22 protein-coding genes are annotated in these 16,948 nt (G+C 55.7%); 18 read left to right on the top strand and 4 right to left on the bottom strand.

Annotation, left to right across the window (positions count from 1 at the left end; all coding sequences use genetic code 11):
- The first annotated feature begins 50 nt into the window (after positions 1–50).
- Positions 51–1,808 carry a terminase ATPase subunit family protein gene (locus tag ASC85_RS27145; RefSeq protein WP_057452088.1) on the top strand — a complete coding sequence of 586 codons (1,758 nt, stop codon included), beginning with the start codon at positions 51–53 and terminating at the stop codon, positions 1,806–1,808.
- Positions 1,805–2,830 carry a phage portal protein gene (locus tag ASC85_RS27150; protein WP_057452089.1) on the top strand — a complete coding sequence of 342 codons (1,026 nt, stop codon included), beginning with the start codon at positions 1,805–1,807 and terminating at the stop codon, positions 2,828–2,830. Before ASC85_RS27145 ends, ASC85_RS27150 begins: the two co-directional genes overlap by 4 nt.
- A gap of 76 nt (positions 2,831–2,906) precedes the next feature.
- On the opposite strand, the gene ASC85_RS27155 is transcribed toward ASC85_RS27150, so the two are convergent.
- Positions 2,907–3,275 (bottom strand): type II toxin-antitoxin system RnlB family antitoxin, encoded by a 369-nt coding sequence (locus ASC85_RS27155; protein WP_057452090.1) that lies wholly within the window; start codon positions 3,273–3,275, stop codon positions 2,907–2,909.
- Complete coding sequence (locus ASC85_RS27160; protein ID WP_057452091.1) at positions 3,272–4,306, bottom strand: RNase LS family HEPN domain-containing protein; 1,035 nt, start codon at positions 4,304–4,306, stop codon at positions 3,272–3,274. Before ASC85_RS27160 ends, ASC85_RS27155 begins: the two co-directional genes overlap by 4 nt.
- Before the next feature lie 1,170 nt (positions 4,307–5,476).
- Here ASC85_RS27160 and ASC85_RS27165 point away from each other — a divergent pair.
- On the top strand, positions 5,477–5,959 hold the full coding sequence (locus ASC85_RS27165; protein ID WP_046063744.1) for a nuclear transport factor 2 family protein: 483 nt from the start codon (positions 5,477–5,479) through the stop codon (positions 5,957–5,959).
- Between the two features lie 140 nt (positions 5,960–6,099).
- On the top strand, positions 6,100–6,327 hold the full coding sequence (locus ASC85_RS27170; RefSeq protein WP_003204158.1) for an integrase: 228 nt from the start codon (positions 6,100–6,102) through the stop codon (positions 6,325–6,327).
- Positions 6,328–6,435: 108 nt separating this feature from the next.
- Here the strand turns inward: ASC85_RS27170 and ASC85_RS27175 are convergent, their stop codons facing one another.
- Positions 6,436–6,786: a DUF7079 family protein gene (locus ASC85_RS27175; protein ID WP_057452092.1), complete on the bottom strand. Its 351-nt coding sequence runs from the start codon at positions 6,784–6,786 to the stop codon at positions 6,436–6,438.
- 156 nt (positions 6,787–6,942) lie between these two features.
- On the opposite strand from ASC85_RS27175, the gene ASC85_RS27180 reads away from it, so the two are divergent.
- The 5 genes from ASC85_RS27180 (at position 6,943) to ASC85_RS27200 (ending at position 9,690) form a co-directional block, all read left to right on the top strand.
- Positions 6,943–7,272: a type II toxin-antitoxin system HigB family toxin gene (locus ASC85_RS27180; protein ID WP_057452093.1), complete on the top strand. Its 330-nt coding sequence runs from the start codon at positions 6,943–6,945 to the stop codon at positions 7,270–7,272.
- The gene (locus ASC85_RS27185) at positions 7,269–7,757 is read left to right on the top strand and encodes a helix-turn-helix domain-containing protein (protein WP_057452094.1); all 489 of its coding nucleotides are present in this window, start codon (positions 7,269–7,271) and stop codon (positions 7,755–7,757) included. The genes ASC85_RS27180 and ASC85_RS27185 overlap by 4 nt, the downstream gene beginning before the upstream one ends.
- Positions 7,758–8,001: 244 nt before the next feature.
- Entirely contained in the window at positions 8,002–8,586 is a 585-nt protein-coding gene (locus ASC85_RS27190; protein WP_057452095.1) for a hypothetical protein, read from the top strand.
- Between the two features lie 49 nt (positions 8,587–8,635).
- Positions 8,636–9,199, top strand: a complete 564-nt coding sequence (locus ASC85_RS27195; protein ID WP_057452096.1) for a GNAT family N-acetyltransferase — start codon at positions 8,636–8,638, stop codon at positions 9,197–9,199.
- An 89-nt stretch (positions 9,200–9,288) separates the two neighbouring features.
- Positions 9,289–9,690, top strand: a complete 402-nt coding sequence (locus ASC85_RS27200; RefSeq protein WP_057452097.1) for a PaaI family thioesterase — start codon at positions 9,289–9,291, stop codon at positions 9,688–9,690.
- Positions 9,691–9,784: 94 nt separating this feature from the next.
- Here the strand turns inward: ASC85_RS27200 and ASC85_RS27205 are convergent, their stop codons facing one another.
- A complete protein-coding gene (locus tag ASC85_RS27205; protein ID WP_057452098.1) occupies positions 9,785–10,126 on the bottom strand; it encodes a hypothetical protein in 342 nt (113 codons plus the stop codon).
- A gap of 117 nt (positions 10,127–10,243) precedes the next feature.
- On the opposite strand from ASC85_RS27205, the gene ASC85_RS27210 reads away from it, so the two are divergent.
- The 9 genes from ASC85_RS27210 to ASC85_RS27250 all read left to right on the top strand — a co-directional run bounded on the left by ASC85_RS27210 (position 10,244) and on the right by ASC85_RS27250 (position 16,756).
- Complete coding sequence (locus ASC85_RS27210) at positions 10,244–11,053, top strand: helix-turn-helix domain-containing protein (protein WP_057452116.1); 810 nt, start codon at positions 10,244–10,246, stop codon at positions 11,051–11,053.
- A 17-nt stretch (positions 11,054–11,070) separates the two neighbouring features.
- On the top strand, positions 11,071–11,436 hold the full coding sequence (locus ASC85_RS27215; RefSeq protein WP_003204132.1) for a VOC family protein: 366 nt from the start codon (positions 11,071–11,073) through the stop codon (positions 11,434–11,436).
- Positions 11,427–12,230, top strand: coding sequence for a diaminopimelate epimerase (dapF, locus tag ASC85_RS27220; RefSeq protein WP_057452099.1), 804 nt, complete (start codon positions 11,427–11,429; stop codon positions 12,228–12,230). Before ASC85_RS27215 ends, dapF begins: the two co-directional genes overlap by 10 nt.
- A gap of 77 nt (positions 12,231–12,307) precedes the next feature.
- On the top strand, positions 12,308–12,754 hold the full coding sequence (locus ASC85_RS27225) for an NUDIX hydrolase (RefSeq protein WP_057452100.1): 447 nt from the start codon (positions 12,308–12,310) through the stop codon (positions 12,752–12,754).
- Between the two features lie 94 nt (positions 12,755–12,848).
- Complete coding sequence (locus tag ASC85_RS27230; protein WP_057452101.1) at positions 12,849–13,337, top strand: GNAT family N-acetyltransferase; 489 nt, start codon at positions 12,849–12,851, stop codon at positions 13,335–13,337.
- A 100-nt stretch (positions 13,338–13,437) separates the two neighbouring features.
- Positions 13,438–14,535 (top strand): sterol desaturase family protein, encoded by a 1,098-nt coding sequence (locus ASC85_RS27235; RefSeq protein ID WP_057452102.1) that lies wholly within the window; start codon positions 13,438–13,440, stop codon positions 14,533–14,535.
- The gene (locus tag ASC85_RS27240) at positions 14,532–15,347 is read left to right on the top strand and encodes a suppressor of fused domain protein (RefSeq protein WP_057452103.1); all 816 of its coding nucleotides are present in this window, start codon (positions 14,532–14,534) and stop codon (positions 15,345–15,347) included. The genes ASC85_RS27235 and ASC85_RS27240 overlap by 4 nt, the downstream gene beginning before the upstream one ends.
- A gap of 81 nt (positions 15,348–15,428) precedes the next feature.
- Positions 15,429–16,043, top strand: coding sequence for an alpha/beta fold hydrolase (locus tag ASC85_RS27245; RefSeq protein WP_057452104.1), 615 nt, complete (start codon positions 15,429–15,431; stop codon positions 16,041–16,043).
- An 89-nt stretch (positions 16,044–16,132) separates the two neighbouring features.
- Positions 16,133–16,756, top strand: coding sequence for an SMI1/KNR4 family protein (locus ASC85_RS27250; protein ID WP_057452105.1), 624 nt, complete (start codon positions 16,133–16,135; stop codon positions 16,754–16,756).
- The last annotated feature ends 192 nt before the right edge of the window (positions 16,757–16,948 follow it).

Raw genomic sequence — 16,948 nt, forward strand, 5'->3', positions numbered from 1 at the left:
TACAAGGGGCGGCGCTATTGAGTCGCCGCGGTGGGCGGCAGCATCTCGGCATGACGACCGCCTTGCTGCCCATCGATCCCCGACGCCAATCCAAGTTTCTGTACTGGATGGGCTGGCGCGTCTGTGAGATAGCCGAGGCGACAGGCGAGAAGGAGAAAACGCTACACAGCTGGAAGGCTCGCGACAAGTGGGACCAGGCTGACAACGTCGAGCGCATCGGCGGCGCCTTGGAAGCGCGCTTGGTGCAGTTGATCCTCAAGGACAACAAGACCGGCGGCGATTTCAAGGAGATCGATCTGCTGCATCGGCAGCTTGAGCGCCAGGCCCGCATTCAGCGTTTCCAGGGCGGCGGCACCGAAACCGACCTCAACCCGAACCTCGCCAAGCGCAACGAGAGGCCGAAGAAAAAGTCCCCGAAGAACGACATCAGCGAAGACCAGATCGAGCTGCTGCGCGAAGCGTTCATCGACGGCTGTTTCGACTACCAGAAGGACTGGTACCGGGCCGGCAATCAGCGCACCCGCGTCATCCTCAAGAGCCGGCAGATCGGCGCCACGTATTACTTCGCTCGCGAGGCGTTTATCGATGCCCTGGACACCGGTCGTAACCAGATTTTCCTGTCGGCTTCGAAGAACCAGGCCTACCTGTTCCGTGGCTACATCCAGGCCTTCGCCCGGGAAGTCATCGGCGTCGAGCTGACCGGTGACCCGATTGTGCTGCCCAACGGCGCCGAGCTGTTTTTCCTCGGGACCAACGCTCGCACCGCCCAGGGCTATCACGGCAATTTCTACTTCGACGAGTTCTTCTGGACGTTCAAGTTCGAGGAGTTGAACAAGGTCGCCTCGGGCATGGCGATGCACAAGAAGTGGCGCAAAACCTACTTCTCCACGCCGTCGAGTATGGCCCACGAGGCGTACACCTTCTGGACGGGGGAGCGCTTCAACAAGGGTAAGCCCGCAGCGCAGCACACCAAAGTGGACGTGACCCATGGCGCGCTCCAGCAGGGCCGGTTTTGTGAGGATCGGTTGTGGCGCCAGATCGTCACCATCCTTGACGCCGAGCGGGGCGGGTGCGATCGGTTCGACATCGAAGAGCTGCGCCGAGAGTACAGCCCCGAGGCCTTCGCCAACCTGCTGATGTGCGAGTTCGTCGATGACGGCGCGAGCATCTTCCCGCTGTCGGTGTTGCAGTCTTGCATGGTCGATAGCTGGGTGGAGTGGGCCGAGGACTACAAACCGTTCGCCATGCGCCCGTTCGGCGACCGTCAGGTATGGGTCGGCTACGACCCGGCCGAGACGGGCGATTGTTCCGGCCTCGTGGTGGTCGCGCCGCCCCTGGTGCCCGGCGGCAAGTTCCGCGTGCTAGAGCGCCACCAGTTTCGCGGCATGGACTTCGCCGCCCAGGCCGCCGCCATCAAGGGTGTGTGCGACCGCTACTGGGTCACCTACATCGGTATCGACGTCACCGGCCTGGGCAGCGGAGTGGCCCAGCTGGTGCGCCAGTTCTTCCCGGCCGTGACTACCTTCAGCTACTCGCCCGAGGTGAAAACCCGCCTGGTTCTCAAAGCCTATGACGTCATTCACAAGGGGCGGCTGGAGTTCGATGCCGGCTGGACTGATATGGCCCAGTCGCTCATGGCTATTCGTAAAACTATCACCGCAGGTGGCCGGCAATTCACCTATACCGCAGGGCGCAACGACAACACCGGTCATGCCGACCTGGCTTGGGCGCTCTTTCACGCATTGCAGAACGAACCGCTTGAAGGGCAGACCGCTGCCAATACTGGGCGTATGGAGATTTTTACATGACCGAACAACTTGCCAGCCAGCAACTATTGCCGGTCTCCCTCGATGCCGCCAGTGCGGGGACTCAGGTGTTCAGCTTTGGGGAGCCGACGCCGGTATTGGGCGGTCGGGAGGTGTTTGATTACTTGGAATGCTGGTTCAACGGGCGGTGGTATGAACCGCCGTTGTCGCTCAATGGTCTGGCTCGTTCGGTGGGGGCGAGCGTGCATTTGCATTCGGGGTTAATGTTGAAGCGGAACCTGTTGAGTAAGACCTTTATCCCGCATCCGATGTTGTCCCGGGCAGCTTTTGAGCAGTTCGCCTTGGATTTTCTATGCTTGGGCAATGGGTACCTGGAGAAGCGCCGGTCGGTGCTGGGCAAAACACGGCAAGTGGTGCCGTCGCTGGCTAAGTACATGCGGGTGGGACAGGAGGGGCAGTTCTACCAGGTGCAGGGTTGGAAGAACGAGCACGCGTTTGAGCTGGGGAGCATTTTTCATCTGCGTGAGGCGGATTTGCACCAGGAGATCTATGGGCTGCCGGAGTGGATCAGTGCGTTGCAATCAGCACTTCTCAACGAGTCGGCGACCCTGTTCCGGCGCAAGTATTACGAGAACGGCAGTCATGCGGGGTTCATTCTTTACATGACGGATGCGGCGCAGACTGAGGCGGATATTGATGCTTTGCGCAAAGCGTTGAAGGAGTCGAAGGGGCCAGGGAATTTTCGGAATTTGTTTGTTTATTCGCCTACTGGCAAGAAGGATGGGATTCAGTTGATTCCGGTCAGTGAGGTGGCTGCCAAGGATGAATTCAATTCGATTAAGAATCAGACCCGGGATGATGTGTTGGCGAGCTTGCGCATTCCGCCCCAGTTGATGGGCATCGTTCCGCAGAACGCGGGCGGGTTTGGATCGATCAGAGAGGCTGCGCAAATCTATTCGGCCAACGAATTGGAACCGATTCAGACGCGGATGTCAGAATTGAATAACTGGTTGGGCGAGGAAGTAATTGTCTTTAAAAAATATAAAGCTGAAAGTGAGGGGTGAGCTGAGGTCGTATTGTGAGTCGTTATATGAATGCGTTATTTTTGTGGAGGCAGTGATGCTGGAAGGTATATTTGTCCTAAAAGGGCGTGCCGATTTTTAGTGCGTACTTCATTGCATTGGTCAGCAATGAGTCGTCAAGTTGTTCGGTGTGCTTGCTTAGAGTTGCAGCGCAAACTTTAGAGAAGGTGGAGTAATTGTCATCCGCATTCTTTAATGATTGTAAAGAAATGCGATGGCCATCAAACTCTGCGATAAAAAATCTATTGATCTTTGATCCGTTTGCCAAAAGCATATCAAAAAGGATTTTGCCCTTGACTTTACTTTTGCACAGTTGCTTCTCGATATTCTGTATTTCGTCAAAAGGACTTTGTGGGCTAGTCGCGAAAATGACCGCCCTCAAGTCAGCAGATGGAGTGTTAGTCAACGTGCATAGGTAGTTTTTCATGGCTGCTCGCAAAGTAGGGCTCGTGAAGATGCTTCCACCAGTTCGAACACATGCGTGACGACGTGCCTTGCCTCATTCGCATCCAAGCGCCGTGTTGTCTGAATGTCAACGCTGTCCATATGGAAAAGCCGGTGTCGTTGGTCTGACCAGTAACGATAGCATTGGTTCAGAACTTCTGCTTTTACAGCTCCGGCATGGTTAGCCTGGTCACGTCGCATTTTCCCGTCATCAAAATACTCCCCAAATCCCAGTTTCGGCTGTACTTGATAACCCGCAGCTCTCAGGACGTCCTTTAAAAAGCCTTCCAAACCTCGTAATGCAGGAAAAGTTATATAAGAGTGATCTTCGATATCTAATTCGACTTTAGTAAGGGTCAGAGCTGCCGAGAGCTGAATTCTGACAGCTTCACTAATATATGAGCATGCCGCAGGGATTCTCTCCGCGAGTTCATCCTTTACTTCTGAAACCGTTAGGGCAACTGAGAAAATCTCTATTTGACTCTGTAGGACGTCATCTAAAGATAAGATGTTGCTCAAAAAGTCAGATAGCTTAGTTGAAAGTTCTAGGCGCTTTCCTTGGAACTGAACTGTGTTGTTTTTATGTATTTTTATTGTGAGTGTGTCTCTCTGAGGCCCTCTCATACGAAGTCGGCGACCAGTTGCATCAACTACATCGTCTTCAATTAAAGCGCCTTCGTGCAAGAGATAGTCAATTATCTCTTGCGCGCGATTAGCAAGATTGGATTTCGAATAGTTGAACGGTGTGTCGTCACCCGCGCACTCACTGACTATCTTTTCGGCAAAAAAATTGAAGGTTTCTTTGCAGTAGCCAGTGCACTGTCCAATAGTGAATGTTCCATTTCCCAGAATGAACAGACTGAATTTGTGGGGAATTTCTTTGTGTAAGTATTCATAGATGTGGGGGCTGCTTTTCGATGTGTCTATGCCGACAACTGCTGCACCGTTACGCGCCAAGCAATCTGGTATCTGCTGTGATTGCAACGCAATTTTCTGAAACGGGTTTTTAGCCATCGAAGCCATCCATGAATAAGGTCCGCCGACCGTTTATCGTCAACGGTTCGGCAAAAAAGAGTGACTATACAGGATGTGGCTTTTTGATTGCATCAGGGAGGTAGCCCTTCCATCTGATTCCGAGATTGTACAGGGGCGCGCGCCGTCATCCCCCCACCACGCCTGCGGGCTAAATCGATCTTTTTTTCTGCATGGCTGCGTCCTGCTCAGCGCAAGTGAGGCCGGCCACTCGGCTGGAGTATGTAGGGAGTGAAAGGCCTGCGAATCCCTGCGAAGGGTGGGTATGTCTGATATGTTCGCGACAGCGCGATTCGTTCGCCTGCCGCAGATCTTCCCAAGGCTCCGGACCACAGGAACGCAGTCGGAAAAAAGTAATGCGCGAATTCAGACACCGTAGCAGCGCTGAAAGCCCCGCATTGATTGGTTTCGATGAATTACTTCAGAAAGAAATTTAGAGTGATGGAAAGATATTTTTTATTTAACTGATTGATTTATAAGGTTTTATTAAAATCAAAGATTGCTTTTCTGAAAGTAATTACCTTGCTTTTACATTACAAGAAAATCACCTTGTATCGAACCTATGTTCCCCAACGAAATCAAGCTTTGAAGGTAGCTCCATGGGGCGAGTTACCAAAACTACTCATTGCCGACGCCAATCCCAAAAAACGCAAAACTCCCATTACACAAGCGTGCCTCCTGCTGGCCCACAGATTCCATGGGACTGCCATGGGAACGTTTGCACGCAAACTATCGGCCTGAAACCCCTATAAACCGGGACCTGATTCGCCGAAAACGGCAATCGGGTGCTTTCGAATCTCTCCTTCACCGCCACATTCGATACACACAAAACCCCTGGTTTTCCAAGAAAACCAGGGGTTTTGTGGTTTCTGCCGTCTGAAAAATACACAAGGCGCGTGGAATATCCAGGAATAAGCACTGACCCCTGTGGGAGCGAGCTTGCTCGCGATGACGGCCATACATCCAACATCGAAGTGACTGATCCACCGCTATGGCGAGCAAGCTCGCTCCCACAGTGGCCTGATTACCAAACAGCATCAGACAACCTCACAGCAGTATCGGGCAAAGGTTTCTGGGCACATGCCGTTAAGGTCCTCCTGGAAGAGCGTCTTATCAACTGCATTGCTGTGAGAGAACATCATGACCAGATGGATGAATTTGGCTTGGCGCGTCCAGGCGCTTGCACTGTCTTTAATATTTTTTACGAACAACGTCTGGGCTTCGGAAAACACCCAGCACGCGAATGCGACTCTGGTCCGCCAGGCGTTCACTCACTGGCAGCAGGGCAAAGGCACGGTGTTCGATCTGCTGGCGCCCAATGCGAAATGGACCGTGGCCGGGACGAGTCCTGTTTCCGGTGTCTATAACAGCAAGGCTGAGCTGGCCCAAGTCGTGCGGCCGATTACCGCGCGACTGGCAACACCGATTGTCCCCACGGTGCAGAGCATCGTTGCTCAGAATGATGTCGTGGTTGTTCTGTGGAACGGAACAGCCACGGCGCTTGATCACAAACCCTACAACAACACCTACCTGTGGCACATGACCTTCAAGAATGGTCAGATCATTGAAGTCACAGCCTTTCTGGACACCTACGTGCTGAACGACCTTATCCGGCGCGTAAAACCCCCACAGTAGTGGCTGGGCTATCTTGTTGGCTGTGAAGCAGTTCGCTTTTGCGTAGTGTGCTCTCCAAAAGGTTGACTCGATTCAGAACCAAAACTGGAGATGCGTGGTCTCTGTCAGTACCCCAAGTTCGTCTCTCCCTGAGGTCGCACATGAGTCTGATCGATTGCCCTGAATGCGCTTCCCGAATTTCCGACAAGGCCTACGCCTGCCCACATTGCGGCAATCCTTTCCGGGAGCCGAGTTTCCGCCTGACCGAAAAGAACGTGGGGCAGATTGCCGGGGTGACCGGCGTCTGGCTCACCGCGCCGTGGATCGCGCGGATGGTCTTTGGCGTGGTGGCCGTGATTGCGGTGGCGGCGGTGTTGATCTTGCGGTAACTGCATCGCTTGGTCCAGCGAGCCGGGTCAGTCGTGCAAACGCTCTGCCGAATATTGAGCAGGGACCAGAATGACTGGAGGGTTTTGATTGGGGGAGAGGGCCATTAGTCAGGCATATCCAGGCGGCAACCGCGTTGCAACTTGGCTCCAACACCTGGCAATCTCCTTGGCAATGCTGCCGCGGCCTTTCCCGGGCTCAATCCCATCACTTGCACTGAGGTGCTCCAGCAGCCATTCGTCCGTCCACCCCGCCCATTCACCCGCCACGGACCTGAGGTTCGCTTCGAGCACCGGGAACACTTCATTCCACAGGATGCTGTGGATTTCCTTTGGCGAATAATTGGTTTCAAGGACTACGCGAGCGATGTAGTCGTAGGTCAGGTCGTCGATGTCGGTATCCAGGAAGAGCGAGGAGAGGACCTGCCAGGTTTTCAGGCGGTTCGAGTCGACAGGGTTCATGTTTTTGTCTCGGGATGTGTAGGTGATAAGCCCATTTGCCCCAATGCTGCCGGCTAAATCGCCCGCTTGCCAAGGTATGAATCCCGCTGTCGTCAATAAATCGGAGTTGTGAAAAAACACAACCAGAGTACCATCGGCTCAAAGACAAGGAAGCCCATGGATATACTCACGCCATCACGTTTTGACGACGCTGCGATTTTGTACCCGAACGACAAGGCCGGGCTTGATCGATGCCTGCGCATTTTGAGGATGGCACGCCCCAAAGCGTTCGCGGACCTGCAAAAGCTGTTCGGTACGCACGGTGTTTTGTTCAAGCCCAGAGCCGCAATGAACTGGGTGGTGATCGACGTAGGCGGCAATAATCTCAGGGTGATAGGTGGCGTCAACTACACCCGGCAGAAGTTCTACGTCAAACACATCTACACGCATGCCGATTACGACGTTGCCAACGTCTGGTATGCAAGAAACAAAGGGGTAAGACGATGAGCGCAGCCCGGAACGACTTTCAAACCGTGATCGCAACGCTTGGCGAGCTACATGCGTTACTGGATCGCCTGCGCGGTGAGTTTGTGCATGGCATCAAGACCCCTGCCGACTATGAGCGTGCGACCGACCTGCTCGATGCGCTCACCGACGGGCGCGAATTGAGCAAGACTGAGGAGAAAATTCTCGTTGAACTCGAGGACGAAATCCTGGCCTACCAGCGCGACTCCGACCAGTTTCGCGAGTCCCATGCCGCTTTTGAGGCGACCTGCACGCCTGTGCAATTGATCAAGGATCTGATGGAGACGCTCGGGCTCACCGGTTCAGACCTCCCTGAGATCGGTGATAAAACGGCGGTGTCCAAAGTGCTCAATGGCGATAGGCCTATCAGCCACAAGATGGCGTATGCGCTGGCGGAGCGGTTTGCGATGGAGCCGAGTGCTTTCTTGACTGCGGCCTCAGCAAAGGTGACGGCTCATATCGAATGAATACAAAGTAGTAACTTCGAACGGCCGCAGAAAGACAGCCAAAGAGCCGGACAAGGGGTAGGGCAATCATCTGCTGATCAAGGGGCAGGGGTGGTTGTCGATCCATGGGAGCTCAGGATGACACACGCCCCGATACGTCGGCCATTGCAGCCAGTCCCCGAACCCTCTATAAAATCTCGCGCTGGCATCGCGTTCCTCTCGACCGTCGTTGGCCCTGGATATCTGACCCGCATGGAGCATCATCGTGAGCCAATCGCCACGCCCCCTCAGCGCCCGAATCAACTTCTGCCCGCGCAAAAAGCCCTCCCGTGTGCTGCAGTATGCCTTGAGCATCAGCGTCCTGGCCTTGCTCAGCGGATGTGGCGCATTGACGGATGTCCGCTCTTTCTCCACACCTTATTCAACACCTAACGGTGGCGAGACCGCGCGCTTGCGGGTGATCAGCGATGGCATGGTCAGGGCCGTACCCAAGTCCGATTGTGTGGACTTCCGCCTGCCGGGCGCGGGCGTCATGGTGGCGTTCCGCGATGGCTACGCCAATCGCAACGGCGAAAGCCTGGGCATGCCAGATGACGACAAACACTCATCTTCCACGGTAATGACTGAGCTGCTGGTGCCTGCCGGGCAGCCCATTGCTTTCCATTACATCGGTGCTCAATGCTACAACATGTTCAGCTTTGTCCCTAAGGCAGGGGAGGATTACCAACTGGACGCTGCGGGGCGTTATGAGTGTGAGGTGAGGCTCAAGCAACTGCCTGCGGCAACGACGCAACTTCCCCGTTCATTCTTGAAGGACAGCAAACTGTGCAGGGTGACGGATAACTTCTAGCGTGGAGGATTTTCCAAGGACGCCATAACGTTGAAAAAGGAGTTTCATCATGAGCCCCAGCCCCACGTTCCAAACCCGCCGTCTCATCCTCACCCCCCTTGAGCTGACGGATGCACCGGCGATCCAACAGCTATTTCCCCATTGGGAAGTGGTCCGTTACCTGGACAGTCGCGTGCCCTGGCCTTACCCGGATGACGGCGCGCTGACTTACGTGCGCGACCATGCGCTCCCGGCTATTGCAGCCGGATGCGAGTGGCACTGGATGATCCGTATTGCCGAAGAGCCAACACAGAGCATCGGCAGCATCAGCCTCTACGACCAGCCCGGCAACAACCGTGGTTTCTGGCTGGCGCCGCAATGGCAGGGCAAAGGCTACATGCGCGAGGCCTGCGAAGTGATCAACGCCTATTGGTTTGAAGCGCTGGAACGTCCCGTCATGCAAGTGCCAAAGGCAGTGGGCAACGAGGCTTCGCGTAAAGTTTCGGAGCATGAAGGCATGCGCCTGATTGCGACGCAGCAGGGGGACTTTGTTTGTGGGTCGTTGCTTAAGGAGGTTTGGGAGATGACGCGTGGGAATTGGCTTGAGAAAAAGGCCGCGTTGGGATCGAATTGAGCAGAGTCAAATGAGTCGCCTGTGTACGACAATTCACCACGGTCGTCGCCAGGATCTATCTGTCAGGTTAACGGGTAAAGGAATGTGAAATGGATATTCCACAGGATTTCAAGCCGTTATTTCGTAGCAGCCCTTTCCTTGACTTACTAGGTCCCTTTTATTATCGGGAAAACTCCGAAGGTTTTACCGTTGGGATTCGGGTTGAGGAGAAACACACCAATGCGCGTGGACTCGCTCACGGAGGATTGTTCATGGCGCTGGCTGATATCGCGCTGGGCTACAGCGCTGCGTTCTCGAAAGATCCGCCTCTCAAGCTCGTGACGACCACGATGACTACTGATTTCGCTGGCTCCGCCAAGATCGGCGATTGGTTGGAGGCTGCCGTAGATATTCAAAAAACCGGTAGTCGATTGGTGTTTGCCAATACCTATATCAGCGCTGGAGAGGAGCGCGTGGTTCGAGCCAGTGCATCTTTTCTGGTGCTCAGCTAGGTGGATGCTGAACTGGCCCAGATGCGCCAGGGAGATGCGAAAGCGGTGCTCGTTGATTGGCCTTGAGCTTTAATCGTCCTCTGCAGTGCATTGCTTAAGGAGGTGGGTAATCATGAGTACCTGTCATCGGCGATTGACGTCCAAATCCGTTAACGACGATGTACAACAGTGGACCGATTGATACGAAGATCGCCGTGATCAGAAGGTAAGGCAGCAACGATGTGAGCGATCTGCCTTTCGAACGTGTGTCCTGGTACATCCAGATGCACGCCATGCAAGCGAGCAGATAAAGGTCGATGACTACCTGCGCGGTGTCCGGGCTAGACATGAGCCTGACGCCGAACGCCAGGAGCGATTGCTCGGCGAGAAACAACGTACTCGCCGTGTACACGGAAAAAAGCAGGAGCGCGACAAGTGCAACGTAGGGTCTTTTCACTTTACCTCCTTGGACTCTTTCATTGGTCAGTAGAGGTAGGCTAGTGATTTGACCATCATGGTTTCAATGACCTCTGAGGTCATGGGCGCCGCTTACCCGCAATGCCAGAGTCAACGGATGACCAGTCGACCTTTCTCTCGAACAACGCCGCCAACCTCTGCTGGTGCGCAACTGCGTCACTTGCGCCAACAGGCCGGACTGAGTCAGTTGGACTGCGCACTGATCACAGGGATCTCTCAGCGTCACCTTAGTTGCATCGAGACGGGGCGCGCCAAGCCAAGCCCCGGCACTCTGCATAACTTATTGACTGCCCTGGATGTACCTTTGGAGCGATGCAACGACATCTTCATCGCCAGTGGCTATGCCCCTCGCTACGAAACAACGCCGCTCACGTCGTCGTCAATGGAAGTGGTACGTGATGCCATTAATCATGTACTTCACGCCAATAACCCCGCTCCGGCGATTGTTCTGGGTGCCCGATGGGACATCCTTGCAGCCAATACCAGCGCGGGTGTTTTGTTCGATCTGGTGGGTCTTGCCAGGGATGCAGCCGATGGGCTCAACCTCTTGGTGACACTGCTGCAACCCGGTGGCTTGGGCGATCATTTGAGTAACGCCGAGGAAATAAGATTAGTGGCCTGGCAACGGGCATCTCGGGAAGCCTTGAGTAATCCCGCGTTGGCTGAGATTCTGAAGAGCCTGCCCGCCCCATACAGCTCTGCGGCGCTGGTTAACGAGCTGCCTCCGCTGTTGCTGACGCGAGTCGACTCTCCCCATGGAGAGCTGAAGTTCATGTCAACGTTCACAACCTTCGGCATGCCGCTCGACATCACGATGAGCTCATTGCGTATCGAGCATCTGATTCCTGCCGACGCGAAAACCTGGGAGGTGATGACTAAGGCATATGAGCAGGCGCAACACCGATAATGATCAAGGAAGAACACATGCAACCGTCACTCAATCGAATCATGCTGTATGTCCGGGACGTTCAAGCGACCTGCGATTTTTATGAGCGTCATTTCAGTTTTACCAGTGAAAGAAAAACCGATGACCGCGTCACCGAATTGAGCCCTGCAAACGGTGGTGCGATCCTGATGGTTCACCCGGCAGGGAAGGCCGTTAAAACAGGGCAAGTTACCGTAAAGCTTGTCTTTGATCTCCAGGATGTCGAGGGTTTCAAGGCAAAGTGCCTGGCCCAAGGCCTGAAGTTTGGCGCTACGCACAGGGCGGACGGTTACTCTTTCGCCAACGCCAAAGACCCCGACGGTAATTCCATTTCCATCTCCAGCAGGGCGTTTGCATGCCGCTGAACTTTCAAAAGATGCATGCCAATGGCGATGACTTCGTTATTGTCGATTCGCGAAATTCGGCCAACCCGGTGACGAGTGCCATGGCCCAGCGAATGGGGGATCGGAACCGGGGCGTGGGCTTCAACCAACTCGCGGTGTTGCTCGATTGCGACGATGCCGATGCGCGCGTGATGTTCTGGAACGCGGATGGCTCCGCGCTGGACGTTTGCGGCAGCGCAACACGGGGAGCGGCGGATATGCTGATGCGCGAAGCAAATGTTGCTTCGGTAGCGCTGCGCACTAACCGTGGCCTGCTCACGTGCGAACGTACCCCAACTGGCGACATTTCCGTCGACATGGGTGTGCCGCTTTTCGGCTGGTCGGATATCCCCTTGGCGCAAGCACTGGACACCGCGGTGTTGCCACTTGCCGGCAGTCCAGCCGCGTGCAGCATGGGTAATCCGCACTGCACTTACTTTGTGGGAGATTTGGCAACCGTTGATATCGCGACCATCGGCCCGGCCATCGAAACCCACGCGCTATTCCCACTCAGGACCAACGTTCATTTTGTCCAGATCATTGATCGCACGCATATTCGGTTGCGCATCTGGGAGCGCGGTGCAGGGATTGCACTGGGTTCAGGTTCTTGCTCGTGTGGCGCGGTTGTTAATGGAATTCGTCGTGGTTTGTTGGACAGCACCGTCGAGGTTGAATGTGATGGCGGGTGTGTGACGGTTCGCTGGGATGGCGTGGGCGCGGTCTTTCTTATCGGGCCGGTGGAGGCGAGTTTTTCGGGGACGATGAGTCAAGGCTGAGTCGGTAGGTGTTTCAATCCCTGGCACTGGGATTTGCAGGACGTTGTGCATCATTAAATCAAAAGGTAGTTTTATTCATGTCGGAGCAACGCATTCGCCCCCTCGCTCTTTGTATCTTTCATCATCATGGAAAAATACTGGTCAACCAGTTCTACGATGCCAACAAAAAGCAGATGTTTTTTCGTCCCGTTGGTGGTGGCATTGAATTCGGCGAGAGGAGCCATGATGCCATCGCCCGAGAAGTGCAAGAAGAGCTGGGTGCCTCGATCAGTGACCTTCGACTGATTGGCACTTTGGAAAGCATTTTTACCTACGCCGGCAAGCCTGGGCACGAGATCGTCCAGGTCTACGATGCAAGGTTTGACGACGCTGATCTCTACGAAAAACCTTGGCTGGAAGGTTTTGAAAGCGACGGTGCATCGTTCAGAGCAACATGGTGCTCCAGTGCCAGTTTCACGGCTATATCCCCTCTGGTACCTGAAGGGCTTTACGATTTGCTCAAGTCGGCTTCGCTCCTGGAATGAGTTGGATCAGCTAAGGTCATCAATGATCCTGAGCCACGGCCAGCGAGCTTGATAACTTTTCGCGCACCAAGTGCATAGATCTCAAGGACGCCCAATGCAATTGCAAAGCAGGCCAGTGATGGCTGATGACATCAAGACCCTCTGTAGCTTTGCGCAGGACGCTCGGGAACTGTTCTATATGTTCCCGAAAGCCCAATTCCCTCTGACTGAGGCTCAGCTGTCTGACGCCATCGCTCAACGATTCGATTCGACGGTCGTCGAGGCTGGGAACCGTGTCGTTGGTTTTGCTAACTTCTATCGGGCTGAAAAAGGTGGGGTTTGCTGTATCGGCAATGTCATCGTTGCCCAAGAGGCACGAGGTAAAGGCGTTGCAACCTTTCTTGTGGAAACGATGACGGCCCTGGCGTTCGACCGTTATGACGCCACTGAGGTGCAGGTATCGTGTTTCAATGAAAACACGGCAGGCTTGCTGCTTTATCCAAAGCTGGGCTTTTTGCCCTTCGCTGTTGAAGAGCGAGTTTCTCCAGATAAGCGTAGAACCGCACTCATCCACATGCGTCGCGTTAGATCGGGTCGACCTTAGATTCTTTTGAGCAACTACCCCCAGAAAATGCCTGAAAACCCAAGCCCAGCCCAACGCGACTGATTTACAATGCCGTTCCTTCGACAGAGACCGGCCTTTCGTGGATGCGTTTTCCCTTGTCTATCAACACCTGAGCGCATGGGTAATCGCCCCCATTACCCTGCAGTTCCTCAGCATTTTCAACCTGAACGGCCGGTTCGGAGTCCTGTTTCTCTGCGCCTCCTACGGTGTCGCCTATGGCCTGTTCCGTTTCAGAAAACACCGCGGCCTGACTGACGCTCGTTCGTTCTGGCAATTCATCGGTGGTCGTGGGGTGTACCTGCATCGTTCGGCACTGCTGGACTATCGCTACTACTTCGTCCGGGCCATTCTCAAGATTGCCTTGGTGTTGCCCATTGTTCATCTGGTCGATCCGTACATCCTGCGCTCCGGGGATTACCTGGCTTTTTTCAGCAACCTCTGGGGCGCGCGTCCGCGCCTCGGTGAGAATTTTTCGCTCGCGTTGCTCTATGGGCTGGGGGTGTTCCTGGTGAAGGATTTCGTCCATTACTGGGCGCACCGGGCGTTTCATTCGCGCTGGCTCTGGGCGTTTCACAAGGTGCATCACTCGGCGCCCGTGCTGGTGCCGGCCACCGCGAGTCGGGTGCATTTTGTGGAGAAGATTGTCGAGAAGCTTGGCACCACCGCCTGCCTGGGCCTCTTCGCGGGTGGCTTCTGGTATGTCTGTGGCGGTGAAATCAGCCGCTACACGTTGTTCGGCGTGACGTACCTGGTGTTCATTTTCAATAGCCTGGCGGCCAACTTGCGTCACACCCATGTCTGGCTGTCCTTTGGTCCGGTGCTGGAACATGTGCTGAACAGTCCGGCCCAGCACCAGATTCACCACAGCGATGCACCGCGCCATTTCAACCGCAATTTCGGCGTCAACCTGTCGCTGTGGGACTGGATGTTCGGCACGCTCTATGTCACCAGCACGCAGCCTGAGCACTTGCGTTTCGGCACCGGAGAACAGGACCACCAGCGTTACCTGACGGTGTATAGCCTGATTGTCACGCCTTTCGTCGAAACTGCCCGCAAGTGCCTGCCCGCGTTTTCATATCAACGCCAACACGCCACAATGCGCCCAACGCCGGCCATCGGATCAGCGAGTGTTGACACGGGCGAGGTTGAGCGAAAAACCAGCAAGGAACGCCCATGAATTTCTTCAAGAAGCTCTTCGGTTCATCGAAAGCCCCTGAAACCCAAGACGACCAACCCGCGCCGCAATCCCACGAGCTTGGCGACCTGACCGAGGCTGAAGCCGCCAATCTGGCCGTCCGGGAGGCTGGCGCAGCGTGCCTGGATCGTCATTGGAGCGCTGTCGGCACGGTCGAGCGGGATGTCCTGGCCTACCTGATCAGCCCGACCTTTTCCGGCGGCCCGTACTGGCCTTCGACCCGCCAGGCCTACCGTGTGGTTCGCCGTGGCAACACGATCATTCTCGCCACTGAAGGCCTGTCCGATCCATTCGATGATACGGAAGGCATGGGCAACGGCTTCGAGATGGAATTGTTCGTCGAAACCACGGATATCCCCGAGCACGCCTATGGCCCCGTGGGGGAGGTCGATCCTTTCAAAGGCAGCTGGGCTTTCGAGCTGCTGGAACACGTCGCCAAAACGGTGGCCGACGCTGGCGGCATCACCCACCAACTCGACCAATACGGGACGCTATCCCTTGAACTGCCCGGGCTCAGCCAATCGCATCACATGAACGATCAACTGCCCAAGCTCTTCGTGACCGATGACGACTCCACCGGCGTTCTGCTCGGCGCGCCGGAACCGGATTTTCCTACCCAACTGGATGACATGCCTTTGTCCCCGGTCAGATTGGTACCGGTGGTATTGATTACGGCGGCGGAGCTGGAATACGTGCGTTCGGGAGGGCGAGCGGCGCGGGAGGATCTGGTGAGTCGTTTGCAGGCGGCGGGTGTTGGGCATATGAGCAGCCTGCATCGGGCGAGTGTGGTGTGATGCTGGAGCCGGTCATCGAACCTGGCGGTATCCCTTTGGCCTCCTACTGACTCTTTCAATCCCATCTTCAAGGACGAACCCGTGACCGCATCCCCCGCCAAACTCATCTTCTTGCCCGGCGCCTCGGGCAACACCCAGTTCTGGCATCCGGTCGCTGAACGCTTGGCCCACCCGGCGCAGCAAGTACACATCGGCTGGCCCGGTTTTGGAGGCGCGCCGCCCGTGCCTGGCGTGACCGGCATGAGTGACCTAGTGGCGCGTGTGCAGGCCGAGATCGACCGACCCACAGCGCTGGTGGCGCAATCCATGGGCGGTATCGTCGCTGTGCTCGCAGCACTTGAACGCCCTGAGCTGATCACCCACCTTGTGCTGACCGTCACCTCGGGCGGGGTGGACATGTCGGCGCTGGGCGCGCAGGACTGGCGCCCGGATTTTGCGGCGGCCAACTCGACACTGCCGAGTTGGTTTCTCGACGACCGCACCGACCTCACGTCTCGCTTGGTCGAGTTGCGCATGCCGGTCCTGCTGCTCTGGGGCGACGCTGATTCGATCAGCCCCGTTCGCGTCGGCCAGCACCTTGCCCAACTGTTGCCCCGCGCTGAACTGCACGTTTTCCCTGGCGCCGATCACAGCCTGGGCTTTACTCACGCAGATGAGGCGGCGAGGCTGATCGAGAGACATCTGGCCAGCGAGTGAGCGGAGCGCTTGTTATCGACGTGTTGGACTGATTGTGCGGCGCGGCGTGTTTCAAGACCTTCAGGACCCAATACCTTTTCGAGATATCAATGACTGACTACCGCGGACTCATCCTCGAAGACACCCGTGAAGGCGCCACCGACGGTGCCATTGAGCAACTGGAAGCCAGCCTGGGGGCTCGCTTGCCGGACGACTATCGCCAATTCCTCAAGACCTGCAACGGCGCCTATGTGGAATACGATGTGCTGGCGACCCTGGCCAATGGCGATGAGGAACTGCTCAGTTTTTCGCTGTACGGGCTGGATCCGGACAAGGAGTATGAATCCAACCCCTTCGAACTGGAGCAACTGCGGGCCCAGCCCGGCTTCCCCGCAACGGGATTGCTGCCGATCGGTCGCGACGGCGGCGCGAGTATCTTGCTGCTGGACCTGCGGGAAGGGCGCCAGGATGTGGCGGCGATGGTGGCGGGCTTGCCTGCCTGGACCGGTCGCCGTCAGCAGGGCGATGAGTACGTGGTGCTGGCGGATTCTTTCAATGGCTATCTGGATTCCCTGCATTTATCGGAGGAGCGGATCGAGGAGCATATCAATCACTTCATCATCAGCCCTGAGAGTATTGAGGCGACGTTGGAGTGGTTGGATAAGGGCAGTCCGGGGTGGCGGGAGCGGTATCGGGAATTGTGGAATGCGAGGGTTGTGGATCGGTTGATTTGAAGACTGATTGGGTGGATGAATTCCAGTCTTGTCCCCTGGAGGCTGTTTACCTCTACTTCCCAAGTCGTCGCCACCAATCGGCAGCACGGCGTTTTTCAAGGTAGTTGTCGCGTCAACCGTTTTGCTATGCCGCTTTTTTCTCGGTCTGCTGTTCCCGATCCGGGTTTAGCAGCACCGTTCCTATCGGCTCCC

Source organism: Pseudomonas sp. Root401 (assembly GCF_001425105.1).
Taxonomy (GTDB): domain Bacteria; phylum Pseudomonadota; class Gammaproteobacteria; order Pseudomonadales; family Pseudomonadaceae; genus Aquipseudomonas; species Aquipseudomonas brassicacearum.

Bases quoted from the DNA above. Each gene is read 5' to 3' on its own strand.
- ASC85_RS27165 (WP_046063744.1), top strand. From the start codon at position 5,477: ATGAATTTGGCTTGGCGCGTCCAGGCGCTTGCACTGTCTTTAATATTT.
- dapF (WP_057452099.1), top strand. From the start codon at position 11,427: ATGCCGCTGAACTTTCAAAAGATGCATGCCAATGGCGATGACTTCGTT.
- ASC85_RS27200 (WP_057452097.1), top strand. From the start codon at position 9,289: ATGGATATTCCACAGGATTTCAAGCCGTTATTTCGTAGCAGCCCTTTC.
- ASC85_RS27155 (WP_057452090.1), bottom strand. From the start codon at position 3,275: ATGAAAAACTACCTATGCACGTTGACTAACACTCCATCTGCTGACTTG.
- ASC85_RS27175 (WP_057452092.1), bottom strand. From the start codon at position 6,786: ATGAACCCTGTCGACTCGAACCGCCTGAAAACCTGGCAGGTCCTCTCC.
- ASC85_RS27170 (WP_003204158.1), top strand. From the start codon at position 6,100: ATGAGTCTGATCGATTGCCCTGAATGCGCTTCCCGAATTTCCGACAAG.
- ASC85_RS27145 (WP_057452088.1), top strand. From the start codon at position 51: ATGACGACCGCCTTGCTGCCCATCGATCCCCGACGCCAATCCAAGTTT.
- ASC85_RS27195 (WP_057452096.1), top strand. From the start codon at position 8,636: ATGAGCCCCAGCCCCACGTTCCAAACCCGCCGTCTCATCCTCACCCCC.
- ASC85_RS27180 (WP_057452093.1), top strand. From the start codon at position 6,943: ATGGATATACTCACGCCATCACGTTTTGACGACGCTGCGATTTTGTAC.
- ASC85_RS27240 (WP_057452103.1), top strand. From the start codon at position 14,532: ATGAATTTCTTCAAGAAGCTCTTCGGTTCATCGAAAGCCCCTGAAACC.
- ASC85_RS27210 (WP_057452116.1), top strand. From the start codon at position 10,244: ATGACCAGTCGACCTTTCTCTCGAACAACGCCGCCAACCTCTGCTGGT.
- ASC85_RS27150 (WP_057452089.1), top strand. From the start codon at position 1,805: ATGACCGAACAACTTGCCAGCCAGCAACTATTGCCGGTCTCCCTCGAT.
- ASC85_RS27215 (WP_003204132.1), top strand. From the start codon at position 11,071: ATGCAACCGTCACTCAATCGAATCATGCTGTATGTCCGGGACGTTCAA.
- ASC85_RS27250 (WP_057452105.1), top strand. From the start codon at position 16,133: ATGACTGACTACCGCGGACTCATCCTCGAAGACACCCGTGAAGGCGCC.
- ASC85_RS27230 (WP_057452101.1), top strand. From the start codon at position 12,849: ATGCAATTGCAAAGCAGGCCAGTGATGGCTGATGACATCAAGACCCTC.
- ASC85_RS27185 (WP_057452094.1), top strand. From the start codon at position 7,269: ATGAGCGCAGCCCGGAACGACTTTCAAACCGTGATCGCAACGCTTGGC.
- ASC85_RS27160 (WP_057452091.1), bottom strand. From the start codon at position 4,306: ATGGCTAAAAACCCGTTTCAGAAAATTGCGTTGCAATCACAGCAGATA.
- ASC85_RS27225 (WP_057452100.1), top strand. From the start codon at position 12,308: ATGTCGGAGCAACGCATTCGCCCCCTCGCTCTTTGTATCTTTCATCAT.